Source organism: Marinicrinis sediminis (genome assembly GCF_042685085.1).
GTDB lineage: Bacteria > Bacillota > Bacilli > Paenibacillales > KCTC-33676 > Marinicrinis > Marinicrinis sediminis.
In genome coordinates this window covers 138,124-151,950 of record NZ_JBHUMM010000001.1, presented here as the reverse complement: position 1 = coordinate 151,950, position 13,827 = coordinate 138,124, and the positions used below count along the sequence as shown (strand labels likewise).

The 13,827-nt window shown below is 49.6% G+C and carries 14 protein-coding genes and 1 pseudogene; 9 read left to right on the top strand and 6 right to left on the bottom strand.

What is annotated here, in order from left to right; genetic code table 11:
- Nucleotides 1-3: 3 nt before the first annotated feature.
- From ACFSUC_RS00735 to rpiA, 5 genes and pseudogenes are all read left to right on the top strand, one after another.
- A pseudogene (locus ACFSUC_RS00735) lies at nt 4-633 on the top strand (ribonuclease HII); the annotation flags it as partial.
- A gap of 119 nt (nt 634-752) precedes the next feature.
- Nucleotides 753-2,708, top strand: a complete 1,956-nt coding sequence (locus tag ACFSUC_RS00730) for a hypothetical protein (protein WP_379927469.1) — start codon at nt 753-755, stop codon at nt 2,706-2,708.
- Nucleotides 2,705-3,040: an EscU/YscU/HrcU family type III secretion system export apparatus switch protein gene (locus ACFSUC_RS00725; protein WP_379927468.1), complete on the top strand. Its 336-nt coding sequence runs from the start codon at nt 2,705-2,707 to the stop codon at nt 3,038-3,040. Before ACFSUC_RS00730 ends, ACFSUC_RS00725 begins: the two co-directional genes overlap by 4 nt.
- Entirely contained in the window at nt 3,021-3,407 is a 387-nt protein-coding gene (locus ACFSUC_RS00720; protein WP_379927467.1) for a YraN family protein, read from the top strand. The genes ACFSUC_RS00725 and ACFSUC_RS00720 overlap by 20 nt, the downstream gene beginning before the upstream one ends.
- 19 nt (nt 3,408-3,426) lie before the next feature.
- Nucleotides 3,427-4,119: a ribose-5-phosphate isomerase RpiA gene (gene rpiA, locus ACFSUC_RS00715; protein WP_379927466.1), complete on the top strand. Its 693-nt coding sequence runs from the start codon at nt 3,427-3,429 to the stop codon at nt 4,117-4,119.
- Nucleotides 4,120-4,145: 26 nt separating this feature from the next.
- On the opposite strand, the gene ACFSUC_RS00710 is transcribed toward rpiA, so the two are convergent.
- The 5 genes from ACFSUC_RS00710 to ACFSUC_RS00690 all read right to left on the bottom strand — a co-directional run bounded on the left by ACFSUC_RS00710 (nt 4,146) and on the right by ACFSUC_RS00690 (nt 9,172).
- Nucleotides 4,146-5,486, bottom strand: a complete 1,341-nt coding sequence (locus tag ACFSUC_RS00710) for a class I adenylate-forming enzyme family protein (RefSeq protein ID WP_379927465.1) — start codon at nt 5,484-5,486, stop codon at nt 4,146-4,148.
- Nucleotides 5,487-5,509: 23 nt separating this feature from the next.
- Nucleotides 5,510-5,818, bottom strand: coding sequence for an acyl carrier protein (locus tag ACFSUC_RS00705; RefSeq protein WP_379927464.1), 309 nt, complete (start codon nt 5,816-5,818; stop codon nt 5,510-5,512).
- The gene (locus ACFSUC_RS00700) at nt 5,818-6,894 is read right to left on the bottom strand and encodes a hypothetical protein (protein ID WP_379927463.1); all 1,077 of its coding nucleotides are present in this window, start codon (nt 6,892-6,894) and stop codon (nt 5,818-5,820) included. The genes ACFSUC_RS00705 and ACFSUC_RS00700 overlap by 1 nt, the downstream gene beginning before the upstream one ends.
- Nucleotides 6,895-7,284: 390 nt before the next feature.
- Nucleotides 7,285-7,464: a DUF2524 domain-containing protein gene (locus tag ACFSUC_RS00695; RefSeq protein ID WP_379927462.1), complete on the bottom strand. Its 180-nt coding sequence runs from the start codon at nt 7,462-7,464 to the stop codon at nt 7,285-7,287.
- Nucleotides 7,465-7,561: 97 nt separating this feature from the next.
- Nucleotides 7,562-9,172: a YifB family Mg chelatase-like AAA ATPase gene (locus tag ACFSUC_RS00690; protein WP_379927648.1), complete on the bottom strand. Its 1,611-nt coding sequence runs from the start codon at nt 9,170-9,172 to the stop codon at nt 7,562-7,564.
- Between the two features lie 196 nt (nt 9,173-9,368).
- On the opposite strand from ACFSUC_RS00690, the gene ACFSUC_RS00685 reads away from it, so the two are divergent.
- From ACFSUC_RS00685 to sucD, 3 genes are all read left to right on the top strand, one after another.
- Complete coding sequence (locus ACFSUC_RS00685) at nt 9,369-9,656, top strand: hypothetical protein (RefSeq protein WP_379927461.1); 288 nt, start codon at nt 9,369-9,371, stop codon at nt 9,654-9,656.
- A 231-nt stretch (nt 9,657-9,887) separates the two neighbouring features.
- Complete coding sequence (gene sucC, locus ACFSUC_RS00680; RefSeq protein WP_379927460.1) at nt 9,888-11,048, top strand: ADP-forming succinate--CoA ligase subunit beta; 1,161 nt, start codon at nt 9,888-9,890, stop codon at nt 11,046-11,048.
- Nucleotides 11,049-11,073: 25 nt separating this feature from the next.
- Nucleotides 11,074-12,018 carry a succinate--CoA ligase subunit alpha gene (gene sucD, locus ACFSUC_RS00675; protein ID WP_379927459.1) on the top strand — a complete coding sequence of 315 codons (945 nt, stop codon included), beginning with the start codon at nt 11,074-11,076 and terminating at the stop codon, nt 12,016-12,018.
- Nucleotides 12,019-12,055: 37 nt separating this feature from the next.
- On the opposite strand, the gene ACFSUC_RS00670 is transcribed toward sucD, so the two are convergent.
- A complete protein-coding gene (locus tag ACFSUC_RS00670; RefSeq protein WP_379927458.1) occupies nt 12,056-12,379 on the bottom strand; it encodes a hypothetical protein in 324 nt (107 codons plus the stop codon).
- 268 nt (nt 12,380-12,647) lie between these two features.
- Between ACFSUC_RS00670 and dprA the strand changes: the two genes are divergently transcribed.
- The gene (gene dprA / locus ACFSUC_RS00665; protein WP_379927457.1) at nt 12,648-13,817 is read left to right on the top strand and encodes a DNA-processing protein DprA; all 1,170 of its coding nucleotides are present in this window, start codon (nt 12,648-12,650) and stop codon (nt 13,815-13,817) included.
- Nucleotides 13,818-13,827: the final 10 nt, after the last annotated feature.

Below are 13,827 nucleotides of genomic sequence, written 5' to 3'. Positions count from 1 at the left end.
AAAGAGGTTAGCAGGATGACAGGCATGTTGACGTATGAAGAACCGTTATGGTCACAGGGCCATACATATATTGCAGGCGTAGACGAGGTAGGTCGTGGCTGCCTGTTTGGGGATGTAGTCGCGGCGGCAGTCATATTGCCGCCTCGTTTTGTTCATGAGGGCATTCAGGACTCCAAGAAGCTGTCGGAGAAGAAGCGGGAAGAGATGTATGCGCTGATCACGAAGGAGGCTTTGGCCTGGGGCGTTGGCCGTCTGACGGCAGCCGAGATTGATCAGCTCAACATCAAGCAGGCTGCCAGGCTGGCCATGAAGCAAGCGATCGCACAGTTGCAGATAGAGCCGAATTATTTGCTGGTCGATGCCGAAAGCGTGGATACGCCCATCAGACAGACGGCTATCATCAAAGGGGATGCGAACAGTCAGAGCATCGCGGCGGCTTCGATTTTAGCTAAAGTAACGAGAGACAGACTCTGTCTGGAGTGGGATCAGCGCTACCCCGAATATGGCATCGCACAGCACAAAGGCTATGCGACCAAACATCACCGGGAGGCGCTTCAAACCTTCGGGCCAACCCCGCTTCATCGCAAGAGCTTTCTCGGACGTATCATCGTGGAGCAACAGACGCTGTTCTAGTGCTTGCTCCTGTTTCTAGTGCTTGTTCCTGGACGTTTCGGAAAAGTAAACAATCCTGTTTTTCAAGCCGATATATAGATTGAGACACGTCATGACAGACAGAATGGGGGACGAGAGGAATGGATGTCAGCAATTTGATGCGAGCCATGATCGGACAAGTCAAACTTCAGGATGTAAAGCCGCTTGAGCTCAAAACGGGTCAAATCGTGCGTGGCATCGTTTTGCAGATGCTGAATCAGTCTGAAGCGATGCTGCAGATTGAGGGGTATCCGGTTCGTGCCCAACTGCAAACGCCGCTTCAACCCGGGCAATCGACTCTTCTGCAGGTCCAACCCCAGCAAAAAGAAGGGCTGATTATTTTCAAGCCATTGCAGGATTCTCACGTCCCCATTGAGAAGCAGTCGCTGGATTCCTTGCTCAAATCATGGGGATTGCCTACCGATGCCCGCACCCGACAATTGGTTCAGCAAATGCAGCAGCAAGGAATGGCCTTGACTAGACCCAGCGCGGAAGCCATGCATCAAGTAGCCCATGCCTTGCCAAAAGACGCGGCTCTCTCAGAGTGGGTCGCGGCCGCCTCCATTGCCGTGAAGCGGGGACTTCCGATCACGCAGGAAACGCTTGGCGGTTTGAGACAGGTGATGTTCGGACCGCCAGCGGGACAACTGATGGAGAAGTTGGTACAACAGCTTGGACAATGGTTGCAGGGAAAGGAAGCGGCTGCCAAGGGGACAAACTTGTCGTCTCCCATGCATGCATCCTCACCGTCCCATGCCAGTCAAACAAGCCAATCCAGCCAATTCGGGCAGCATGTTCAGGCAGGCCAGTCGGCTCAGACAGGACAGATCCAGACGCTGGCCAACGCCCTGCTCAAACAATTGAAGGCGGTTCAAAGCCAGGCTGCCACATGGTCGGCTGCTTCCACTTCAAATTCGGCAAAGGCGGCCTCTGATTACGTATCCAATCCGGCAACTCCTGCTGGACGGGCAGATGCCTCGGGTCAGACGGCTTCTGCGCTCACTTCAAACCATCATGCGTCCATGGCTGCTGGCAAATCTGCTGTCGCCTCTTCCAATGGTGGAACTGCCGCGCAAGCCGCGTCAGCTGCGTCAAGTTCAAGTGGCTCTGTTCCGCCACGAACGATGGAAGGCACTGGGCCCGCGCAAGCCGCTGCTCCAAATGCGCAGGGGGCAGCAGGAGAGCAACGGGCATCCACTGCGCAGCCTGTGCAGGTAAGGGCAGATGCAACCCCTTCTGAGATGAAAGCAAACCAGACTGAAGCGGAAGGCGTCCTCAGAAATTTCTTGCAGCAGGCAGGCATGCATCATGAGCGGGATGTACTCAGACAGCTTGTCCGCACTATGCTTCAGCAAACGCAGGCGTCTGCTCCTGGCATGGAACCGTCCGAACCGGAGCTGACACCGGAAGCGATGCGAACAAGTGCGGGTGCTGCCGGGACGGAGCAGGCTGCCAGAGGGATGACGGAGAATGTGAAAGGCATGCTGCTGCAAATGATGCAATCTGATGATCTGCCGGTAGCATTGAGAGAAACCGGGCAGCAACTGCTGCAACAATTGACTGGCCAGCAACTGTTGATGACCGCAGAACGGGGGAGCATGCTTACCCATTTGACGATGACATTTCCGTTCGGAGACGGTTCCTCGGGACAGGATGTCAAGGTGACCATTCAGTCGAGACGGGGGCAGACGGGACAAATTGATACGGACAATTGCCGGCTTCTGTTTGATCTGGACCTGAAACGAATGGGCCATACGATGCTGGATGTACAAGTGGTCAACAAATATGTACAGATCCGGGTTCTCAATGATCATCCGCAGCTAGCCAGTTGGTTCGAGGGTAATCAAGAGCGATTGTCCGAATCGATTCGCGGCATGGGGTATGTGTTGAGCTCGATCAAGCAATCACCGTATCCCGATCTGTCTGCACAAGCGGATGAACATGGGAATGCGCAAGCGGAGAACGGCACACGTCCGCGTCAGGAGGACGGTTTTATTACCAATGCCCAGGTTCGATGGCAGGCACCCCAATACAAAGGAATGGATTTACGCATATGAATGAAAAACAACGCCCACAAGGCAAATCTGTGAAAAAAGCAGCAGCCCTGCAATACCATCCCTCCAAGCACGAGGCTCCAGTACTGGTGGCGAAGGGAGCAGGTCTGACCGCGGATCATATTGTGAAGCTTGCGTCCGAACATGGTATCCCGGTACAAGAAGATGCTTCACTGGTCGAAATTTTGTCCCAGCTTGATCTGGATCAGCAAATTCCTCCTGAACTGTACCAGCTGGTTGCAGAAATATTGAGCTTCATTTATCAGACGGATCAACAGATGAACCGGACACAAGAGACGTCATGGAGACCTGACAATGACCATCCGACGTTTTGATTCTCGCCGTCAAAAAGGCATTCAGGCGGAGCTTGCTGCACGACGATATTTGCAGGATAACGGGTATCATCTGCTGCACGCCAATTGGCGATGTGCACGCGGAGAGTTGGATTTCGTTTGCCTGTTTGAGGACAGGCTCGTCTTTGTTGAAGTAAGGAGCAAGACGAGATCAGGTTCTTACGGGACGGCACTGGAAGCCATTCATCCGGTAAAGCAGCAGCAGGTTCGTAAAGTGGCGCAATATTATATTCAGCGTTATCATCATGAAGAGCGAATGATTCGATTTGACGTGATTGCGATTGACGGAAGGTGGAGCAACGGGGAATGGACGCAAGTGGATTTGCAACATATCCCGAATGCATTTTAGCTTGAAGGGAGTGTTTGCCATGCATGCCGTAAACACAGAAAAGGAAAAGCAGCGGGTTGGAGAACAGGCGACGGCGTTAATTGAAAATGATATGCTGATTGGTTTGGGGACAGGCTCCACGGTCTATTATTTCTTGCGAAAGCTGGGTGAGAAAGTGCGGGAGGGGCTTCAGGTGATGGGGGTGGCTACCTCGAGACAGACGCAAACGCTGGCGGAATCGTTCGGCATTCCGCTGGTCGATTTCAATGCAGTCAATGAGCTGGATCTGACCGTAGATGGTGCGGATGAGGCGAATTACCAGCTGCAGGCGATCAAAGGCGGAGGCGGCGCCCTGCTGTCAGAGAAATTGGTGGCGTCCCGATCAAAACGTGTGGTATGGATCATGGATGCTACGAAGCTGGTCAGGCAGCTCGGAAATGTGGCCCTGCCTGTAGAAGTAATCCCGTTCGGTTATGCCCATACGATGGGGCTGCTGCAAAAGGAAGGCTGGGAACCGGTACTGAGGCAAGATAAAGGGAGCATATACACGACGGATCATGGTCATTATATTCTGGATGTGCCCATGAATGGTATCCATGACCCGCATGCATTAAGCGTCTGGCTTCATCTGTTGCCTGGTGTTGTGGAACATGGTCTGTTTCTGGATTTCGCGGATACGATGTATGTCGCAGATGGCGATCAGGTCGTTGTCATGCACAGTCATGCGAAATAATGCAGGCAGCGAATCGGTTTCATTGGTTATCTGCGTTGTTTTTTAAATCGTTCCGTGGTCAGTTTCTCCTGTGTAATTTCAACCTTTTGCGGAATTTTATAGCTGGGCAGTTTGTCCTTGCAATATTGCCGCATTCGGGAGCGAAAGGCAGATAGGCTCTCATCGGCTATGAGTTTTACCTTCGCTTTTACCGTTTGCCCCGTAATCATATTCGGTTCGCTGCTGACAGCGACCTCTTCCACATTGTCCATATTTTGCAGGATGCTCTCGATCTCTGCGGGAAACACTTTCTCTCCGCCCACGTTAATCACATCCGAATCTCGGCCCAGAATGCGAATGTAATCGCCTTCCTGCTCCACGACATCCCCCGTGATCATCCATCCATCTTCCGTGAAGGGAGAGGGGGCATTGAGGTACCCCAGCATGGCATAATCAGATTTGATTTGCAGCATGCCTTCGACGATACGCGTCTGGAATCCATCCCCGCCCACTTTCATGTAAAGGGACTCTGATGATCTGGATTTGGATTTCAAGATCCCCACTTCTGACAAGCCGTACGTTTGAATGAGCTGTACGTGTGGCAACTGATCTTTCAATAAATACAGCGTACTCTCCGGCATGACCTCTGACCCGTATGTAATGGTTTCCAAGCTGGATAGATCCATGCGCTGAATTTCTCCGCTAATAAGCAGCAGATTCAAAAAAGTCGGCGAGGATGGCAGCATTTGCGCCCGATGCTGGGCGATGGCCTGGCACACCTCATGTGGCGTGCGATCCTCCGGAACGATGAGACAGCCGGTATTCGACAGGGAATACAGCAGGGTGTTCAATCCACCGATGTGATCAAACAACATAAAGGCGATCATTCTCTTCCCGCTTCGTTTCGTTTCATATCGCTTGAGCAGGGAGGTAGCATCGTGCACCATCGCCTTGCTCTTGCCCGTTGAACCGGAGGAAAATAGCATGATACCGGGATGTCCGGAAGCTTTTAATCCGAGCAGCATGTCATGCGTGGCCTGTTTGCCGGTTGAATGAGTGTGTAGTTCACCACCGGTGACATAGACGATTCTCTCGGCTTCAACCAGGTGAACATATTCTTGCTTCTTTTCTGGGACAGATGAATAATGAACTGGAACGACAATGCAGCCCAGTTCGATCATCGCCAGCAATGCGGAGACGGAGTACGGAGAAAAATCCGACTCCAGTGCCACGACGGTTCCTTTCACACAGCCTTCATCACGAAGACGTATCTGAAACGCTTGAATCTGCTCGAGTAGCCAGCGATAGGTATAGCGTTGATGTTTCCATACCATAGCCTCCTGATCCGCATCCTCCTGGAAGCGACTCAGCAACAATGATAAAACCATGATTTCCCTCCCCAACTGTTCAGTTAATGTGTTTGAACGGATGATTCTGCCATTAAATGTTGCAGGTAGTCCACAAACTGGTGAATGGTAGCGAACGGACTGTTCTTTTGATTGAGATTCTGTTCCCCGGAAGTCAGATCCAGCGAGATATTCAGTTCTTCCTCGATCTGCTGTTCGACCATGACCAGCAGGGAGACGAGTCCCACCGAGTCCAGGACGCCTTCACGACCGTATAAAAATCCATTGCCATGCTCATCCACCTGAATGCTTGGTTCCAGATGTTCATTGCATTCTTCGACCGCTGCCAGCACAATGCGATGTAACGCCGTCATCAGATCACCTCTTTTGTTTTTTCGTGCAGGGAATCATATAAAGTCCATTCACGCTGATTTATTTTCTGAATCTTCTGAATAATTTGATCAAACGAATATTTGCCTGTTTTCTTTTGATTCGTATAGAGAACGAAAAGCTTGTGCGCTTTTTCCCAGTCTTTCGTGATCGACTTGATCTCGGCAGCAAATGGCTGATAGACCTCACCGAACGTTTTTGCGCATTCTTCCATGAAATGAATGGTATAGTAACGGTTCCAGCGCGTGTTGAATACACGGTCCATGTGATCGATCAACCGATTCGGATCATCCAGATAGGTTTTCTGTAAGTCTGTTAATAGCTGCTCAGACGCCCGATACCCGAAATAATAGTCTTCATTTCGGTAGTGAATGACGGCGCCTCGTCTGTATTCCGTCACAAGCTGTCGCAGAATGTGAAACAGGTAGGATTGGTACGCTTCCCTGGAACGTAACGGAATTTTGATATTCAGGTCATAAGCGGTAAACGATTGCAGTTTGTCGATTCCAGGCTTGTCCTGCAGGGCCGGAATGGCTCGATTGCCTTGCCAGAATGCTTCAAAATCACGGACGGAAATAGGGCCTTTCTGTTTATGGGGAATCGGATCGTAGACGTATATGTATGGGTCTTCCATGCCATAGACAGAGAGCCAGTGATCCATCACCTGAAATAACGAGTCAGGTTGCGAAAATTTCTCGAGGTAGTTCGGGTTCTCATAGTCTTCGCTGTAGGGGAGGAAGTAGGTCGTTCCGGCGGTAATAATGGATTCCCCATCCTCCAACTTGCCTTTCAGGTAACGACATCCTTCATCAAAGGAAGAAAAGTGGATAGGCGAGAAGCTGTACAATTCCTCTTCTCCGTAGCCTAGCAGCTCTCTCATTTTGAAAAAGGCGAGAAAGCGGGTTCGGCTATAAACAGGCAGACCGTATAATTTCATGTTGGATATCATCGGAATACTGCTGTAATGCCCTTTCAGTTGCATTTTCAATTGAATGTTGGGCAAGCTGCATTCGTAATAATACGCAAAACCATCTGCTTCTATGAAGTTGTCAATCTTCATCTTTTATTAATTCCCTCCTTTACAGTCATCATGCAGCCATCGGAATTTCATGACAAAATACCCCGCTGATATATGAATCCATGCGGGGTTGTGTTTAAATGGCCATTTAAACAAGCATTGCCCTTTTGTTCCGTTGACAAGATAGGCATAAAGTTACAGGTAATCAAAATTAAAAATGACAAAATATTCTGAAATCTGACTTAATCATAAATGGATTCATTTAGATTAGTCAAGCGATATATTGATATTTTCTAATATATTGGAAAGGTCTATTTATGCAGATGAGAAAAAGGACCTCTTCCGATTACGGAAGAAATCCTTTTGAAAAATGGCTTTAGAAATGTTCCTGTTGAATAAATTTCGCGGCATCCGGAAGACGCAAATCGGTCGTTACTTCTTTAAACATTTGTTTTCAATAAAATGAATTTGGTTTTCCAGTCGATTGAGGTGTTCGATCTCGTGCTGGGTTGAATCTGTCTGCATTTTCAACTCCGCCAGTTCCTGCTTCAGTTGAGGCAAGTCGGCTGAGGCACGGGAACAGTCATAGCTGCTTTCAAGGTTTTCAATCATGTTGGCTTCCCTCCAGCATAATGTCGATTCACCAATAGTATGGAAAGATGCAGATAGAATTATGCCTTGGCAGACAGAATGATGCCTTTAGGGTGGATCAGACGTAACGATCCAGACTGCGGTACTGAACGGCTTCCGCGATATGCTGGGTCGTGACCTGTTCGGATTCATCCAGATCCGCGATGGTTCTGGACAGCCTGACAATGCGGTCATAGGCACGCAGGCTGATACCTAGTGAATCGAGAATGTGGTCCAGCATCTGCCAGGCGTCTGGTTCCAGGCTGCTAAGGGCGGTCAGTTGCTTTCCTTTCAATTGACTGTTGCTACGAATTTCTGTCGTTTTGTAACGCTCCTGCTGCATGCGCATAGCGGCTTCGACTTTTTTCTTCATGTCTTTACTCGACAGTGCATATTTTCGCTGGTTGTCTGTAGGCGCATCCATGTCAGGCCTGCGTAATCTCGGAATCTCCAGCTGAATGTCAATGCGATCCAGCAGAGGCCCGGATATTTTACTTCGGTATTGTTGCACGCGATGCGGACTGCATGTACAGACCACGTCTGTATCTGTCGCGCCCGCATACCCGCATGGGCATGGATTCATAGAAGCAGCAAAAATGAAGCGGGCAGGGAAGGTGTATACGGCGCGAGAACGGCTGATGGTGACCTGCCCTTCTTCAAGCGGCTGACGGAGCACCTCCAGTACTTGTCTGGAGAATTCAGGCAGTTCATCGAGATATAAGATGCCGCGATGCGCGAGACTGACTTCACCTGGCTTCGGGATCGTGCCTCCGCCAACGAGACCGGAGAGCGTAATGGTGTGATGGGGCGCACGAAAGGGGCGATGTCTCAGCAAAGACTGAATGCGACCAAGTTTTCCACTTGCACTGTACAATTTGGTTACGTCCAGTGCTTCCTCATCGTCCAAATCGGGCATGATCGTGGGCAAACGGCGAATCAGCATGGTTTTTCCTGTGCCCGGTGGACCGGAAAATAACAGGTTATGCATGCCAGCGGCAGCCACCATGAGCGCCCGTTTAGCCTGATACTGACCTTTGACATCAGCAAAGTCTTCCTCTGACTCAGGGTGCTCCGATTGTATGGACATTTCATCGGTGTCAGATGGTCGATCTTGAATACGATTCCCATTGAGAGGACTTAACACGGCAGATGAGCTGTCGTCTGTCGTCGAATCGATGGCGTGATCGAAATCGGGATGCAGCTCACGTAAATGGGCAAGGGGAAAGGGGGTCAAGTCGGCAATCAGTTCACATTCTTCCTTCTGGCTTTGCGGCAAGGCAATCGTCCGCATGCCATACTGTCTCGCACTGTCCAGGATGGGGATCAAACCTTGAACAGGCCGAAGCGTGCCATCGAGTGACAGTTCACCAAGCCATAAGACATGTGCATGGTCCTGTTCTGGATAAGCGGGACTGATCTGCCCGCTAGCTTGCAAAATGGCCACGGCAATGGCGAGATCAAAGCTGGCACCCTCCTTGCGCATGTCTGCGGGAGCCAGGTTTACGGTAATGCGCTGGGCAGGGAATTGAAAGCCGCTGTTCTTGATGGCAGAACGGACGCGTTCTGTAGATTCCTTCACAGCTGAATCCGGCAGGCCGACCAGATGCAAGGCGGGCAGTCCGTTGCTGATATCCACTTCGACTTCGATTCGTTTTCCTTCAATTCCAGCCATGCAGCTGCTGTTCACCATACTATACAAAGACGTCACCTCTTTCTATCCATACGTGCTTGAAGGATTGATGGAAAAAGGTGCTTCCTTATGATTCCATTCTGGCAAATTGTATCTAGTTAATAATGTAGTGGAAAGTGGAGATGAATTCAACCACATTCTTGCAGGAATAGAGCAAGGAGCAAGAAGGTCATACTGTATAGAAAGGAGTGAGGATATGGATCAGATGGATACGACGACCGGGAAACCGGATTACCCGTATTTTTGCCCGAGCTGCCGTTCAAATCGCGTGAAGTTCAGCATCATCAATAAATCGATACAGTCCATACGAAAAGACGCCATTAGCGGGGCCGTCATGGAACGCGGGGAGGCCGCTGCGGTAATGGAAGACGATCCGGTCATTCAGTGCAATATTTGTCAGTATACAAGCAATGAAATGCGATTTATGAAGCAGGCTGAGCGTGAGCCTCGCAAGGATGAGACACCGACGATTATGTATGGATGAACCAGCGCTCCACTTGATCTGCCGATCAGGTCGGGGCGTTTTTTGATATAACAAGAAAGTGATTCATGCTATGAAAAAAATCTGAATAATTTGAAGAAAAAATGGAGGAAACCTTTTCCCAATAGTGATACAATAGGAAAGGTGCGTCCTATGCTAGACGCAGCAATCGGATGTTGGGCGAGATGGCTAAGCATCTTATAGATAGCAACCAAATGATAGGAGGACCTGAGGATGAATATCCATGAGTATCAAGGAAAAGAAATTCTCAAACAGTATGGCGTATCCGTTCCGGAAGGCCAAGTGGCTTTTACAGTAGAAGAAGCCGTGCAGGCTGCCCAGGAATTGGGCTCTGCTGTCAGCGTCGTGAAAGCACAAATCCATGCTGGAGGACGCGGTAAAGCAGGCGGGGTAAAGATTGCGAAGAATCTGGATGAGGTGCGTACATATGCCGAGGAAATTCTGGGCAAGGTGCTCGTCACACATCAGACTGGACCCGAGGGCAAGGAAGTGAAAAGACTGTTGATTGAGCAAGGCTGTGATATTCGCAAGGAATATTATATCGGTCTGGTTGTGGATCGTTCGACAGGTCGCGTTGTGATGATGGCTTCCGAAGAAGGCGGCACAGAGATCGAGGAAGTAGCGGAGAAGACACCAGAGAAAATCTTCAAGGAAATCATTGATCCGGCCGTGGGACTTCAGGCGTTCCAGGCGCGCAAGCTGGCTTATGCGATTCATATTCCGACTGAATTGGTAAATAAAGCGGTTAAATTCATGATAAGCCTTTATACGGCATTTGTTGAGAAGGATTGCTCCATTGCGGAAATCAACCCGCTGGTCGTGACCGGAGACGGGAACGTAATGGCGCTGGATGCCAAGCTGAACTTTGATTCCAATGCACTTTATCGCCATTCGGATGTACAGGCATTGCGTGATCTGGATGAAGAGGATGAGAAGGAAATCGAAGCGTCCAAATTTGACCTGAGCTACATCGCCCTGGATGGCAATATCGGCTGCATGGTTAACGGAGCCGGACTAGCCATGGCGACGATGGATATTATCAAGCACTATGGCGGTGAACCTGCAAACTTCCTAGATGTAGGGGGCGGTGCCACCACGGAGAAGGTAACGGAAGCCTTCAAGATTATTTTATCCGATGAAAAAGTAAAAGGCATTTTTGTAAATATATTTGGCGGTATTATGCGCTGTGATGTGATTGCAGAGGGCGTTGTGGCCGCTGCAAAGCAAATTGGGCTCGATCGTCCACTTGTCGTTCGTCTGGAAGGGACGAATGTAGAGCTTGGCAAGAAGCTTTTAAATGAGTCTGGATTGAACATTGTGGCCGCGGATTCGATGGCAGACGGGGCACAAAAAATCGTTTCTCTTGTAAAGTAATCTCGGTTCAGGAGGGAAATTTCTAATGAGTATTTTAATTGACAAGCATACAAAGGTCATTACGCAGGGGATTACAGGCGCAACTGGTTTGTTCCATACGAAGGGTGCGCTTGATTATGGCACGCAAATGGTCGGTGGAGTAACCCCAGGCAAAGGTGGCACAAATGTAGATATTACACTGGAAAATGGCGAGGTTGCTTCGCTCCCGGTGTTCAATACGGTGATGGAGGCCAAGCAGCAAACCGGTGCAACCGCTTCCGTTATTTATGTTCCGCCTGCATTTGCCGCAGATGCCATTATGGAAGCCGTGGATGCAGAACTCGATCTGGTGATCTGCATTACGGAAGGGATTCCAGTATTGGATATGGTGAAGGTCAGCAAGTATATGGAAGGCAAAAATACCGTTCTCGTGGGGCCGAACTGTCCAGGTGTCATTACGCCGGATCAGTGTAAGATCGGCATCATGCCGGGCTACATTCATACAGCAGGTCATGTCGGTGTCGTATCCCGCAGCGGAACATTGACGTATGAAGCGGTTCACCAGCTGTCTACCAGAGGTATCGGACAATCCACAGCGGTAGGAATCGGCGGAGACCCAGTTAAAGGGATGGAGTTCATTGATGTGCTGAAGCGCTTCAATGAAGATCCGGATACGTATGCGGTTATTATGATCGGGGAAATTGGCGGTACGGCCGAGGAAGAAGCGGCAGAATGGATTCAGGCTAATATGACCAAGCCGGTGGTTGGATTCATCGGTGGTCAAACAGCGCCTCCAGGAAAACGGATGGGCCATGCTGGCGCGATTATCTCCGGCGGAAAAGGAACTGCAGCCGAGAAGATCAAAGTGATGGAAGCATGCGGAATCAAGGTTGCTCCAACCCCGTCTGAAATGGGCTCGACACTTGTCGGGGTGCTGGAAGAAAAGGGTCTTCTGGAAGCTTGCACAACGAAGCAAACGCAAAACGGATAAGTACCGAATAACGGTCATTCGACAAGCCGCTGTCCCTCTACAAGGACGAGCGGCTTGTTTTTTTCGATAGAAGTGTATGCAGCTCCTGAATGGTGTACGTACCTTCAATGCCCGCTACATAAATAGGAATTGGTTCACGTGTTGTGTCTGTAACAGGACTCACCGCCGTGACCTCTGCCAACACGATTAAATCGAGGTCGCCATTTGCTATCATTTGATCGAATGTCAGGGGGGACCAGTCGGTCATCGTATTCGCCTCTTTCACTCTGTTCGCCTCTTGTGCTGTACAACTTGTCAGCAAGAGTAAGAGAAGCAAGATTGGCAGGATCATGGAACGGGACAAGATGCTTTTTTTGTTCATGTGATCCTCTCCTTTCATTCACTTGGCAGGACGTGGCTGTTTCAATCATTGACTGACAGATGAGAGTCGTTTATGATCATATTTAACCAGAAAACCAACTATTGTAAAAGCATAATGACGGAGTAAAATGAAATATTCAACTGAATGAGAAGCTTTATACGAGCATACAGGGAATCAGGTAGGCAACCTTTCCATCCAGAACAATGGGGAGGTTGTCTTTTTTTTGCAGCTTTTGAATCAGATGAAAATGGAGGAGGACGGATCGGAAATGAAGATGAGTAGAAATCTGTCGAATCAAGACGTATTGTTCATGCTACATGAAATGAAGGGAATCGGGTGGAAGACGATCGATGAGTTGTGGCGTAGCTGTGAGCAGTTGAACGAGCTGTGCCATCGTGACCATCCGGTATGGAAACAGCTGAAATGGTCAGGAGACAAAAAAGCACGCATACAGCAACATTTAAATGAAAGGTTTTTAGAAGAAAGACTGCGAATCTATGAGCAGAACGAGGTTGAAGTGCTCACTTATGCAGATGAACGCTATCCTGTACGCTTAAAGGAAATGGCCAGTCCGCCATGGGTGTTGTATATGAAGGGAGATTCAGCATTGCTTCACGGGATCAGTCTGGCCATCGTCGGGACGCGACATCCAACCGCTTATGGACTACAGGCAACAGAGAAACTGGCATCCGCGTGTTCTCGTAAAGGCATGACTATCGTTAGCGGCCTCGCATCCGGAATCGACGCGGCTGCCCATGCTGGAGGGTTGAAGGGGATCGGCAAGACTATAGCGGTCATGGGGACGGGGATGGATCGCATTTATCCAAGGCAAAATCAGAGTTTGTACCAACAGATCCGTCAGGATGGACTGGTCGTCACAGAGGTGCCATTCGGCACCCCGGTTCACCCCGGTCTGTTCCCGCAGCGCAATCGGATCATCGCCGGGCTCTCTGTGGGAACCCTGGTCGTCGAGGCAGCGGAGAAAAGCGGCTCATTGATCACCGCAGATTATGCGATGGAAAACGCCAGAGATGTGTTTGCCGTGCCGGGTTCTATTTTCTCCAAGCAAAGCGGAGGCACGCATTTATTGATTCAGCAGGGAGCCAAACTAGTCTGTAGTGAAGCAGATGTGCTGGAGGAATACTTGCACATATGGAAGGATCGATCTTCAAAACATCCAACCCAATCTGAACCGGACGAGGAAGCGTTCACTGCATCCTCTACGAAAATAAATGATCGTTCCGAGAAGGATTTGAGTGAGGAGGAGGCGAATGTGATGGAGATCATGACGTATTTGGGGCAAGCCTCCGTCGATGATTTATTAGAAAAATCGAAATTCTCATTTGGACATTTGCAGTCAGTTCTGTTATCTTTACTAATGAAAAAAGAGATTATTCAAGTTCCCGGTTCATTATATATTGTGAATCAGCGTGAATGAGGGGGGTAAC

Excerpts from the sequence above, each read along its gene's own strand:
- ACFSUC_RS00730 (WP_379927469.1), top strand. The coding sequence starts at position 753 with ATGGATGTCAGCAATTTGATGCGAGCCATGATCGGACAAGTCAAACTT.
- ACFSUC_RS00725 (WP_379927468.1), top strand. The coding sequence starts at position 2,705 with ATGAATGAAAAACAACGCCCACAAGGCAAATCTGTGAAAAAAGCAGCA.
- ACFSUC_RS00720 (WP_379927467.1), top strand. The coding sequence starts at position 3,021 with ATGACCATCCGACGTTTTGATTCTCGCCGTCAAAAAGGCATTCAGGCG.
- rpiA (WP_379927466.1), top strand. The coding sequence starts at position 3,427 with ATGCATGCCGTAAACACAGAAAAGGAAAAGCAGCGGGTTGGAGAACAG.
- ACFSUC_RS00710 (WP_379927465.1), bottom strand. The coding sequence starts at position 5,486 with ATGGTTTTATCATTGTTGCTGAGTCGCTTCCAGGAGGATGCGGATCAG.
- ACFSUC_RS00705 (WP_379927464.1), bottom strand. The coding sequence starts at position 5,818 with ATGACGGCGTTACATCGCATTGTGCTGGCAGCGGTCGAAGAATGCAAT.
- ACFSUC_RS00700 (WP_379927463.1), bottom strand. The coding sequence starts at position 6,894 with ATGAAGATTGACAACTTCATAGAAGCAGATGGTTTTGCGTATTATTAC.
- ACFSUC_RS00695 (WP_379927462.1), bottom strand. The coding sequence starts at position 7,464 with ATGATTGAAAACCTTGAAAGCAGCTATGACTGTTCCCGTGCCTCAGCC.
- ACFSUC_RS00690 (WP_379927648.1), bottom strand. The coding sequence starts at position 9,172 with ATGGTGAACAGCAGCTGCATGGCTGGAATTGAAGGAAAACGAATCGAA.
- ACFSUC_RS00685 (WP_379927461.1), top strand. The coding sequence starts at position 9,369 with ATGGATCAGATGGATACGACGACCGGGAAACCGGATTACCCGTATTTT.
- sucC (WP_379927460.1), top strand. The coding sequence starts at position 9,888 with ATGAATATCCATGAGTATCAAGGAAAAGAAATTCTCAAACAGTATGGC.
- sucD (WP_379927459.1), top strand. The coding sequence starts at position 11,074 with ATGAGTATTTTAATTGACAAGCATACAAAGGTCATTACGCAGGGGATT.
- ACFSUC_RS00670 (WP_379927458.1), bottom strand. The coding sequence starts at position 12,379 with ATGAACAAAAAAAGCATCTTGTCCCGTTCCATGATCCTGCCAATCTTG.
- dprA (WP_379927457.1), top strand. The coding sequence starts at position 12,648 with ATGAAGATGAGTAGAAATCTGTCGAATCAAGACGTATTGTTCATGCTA.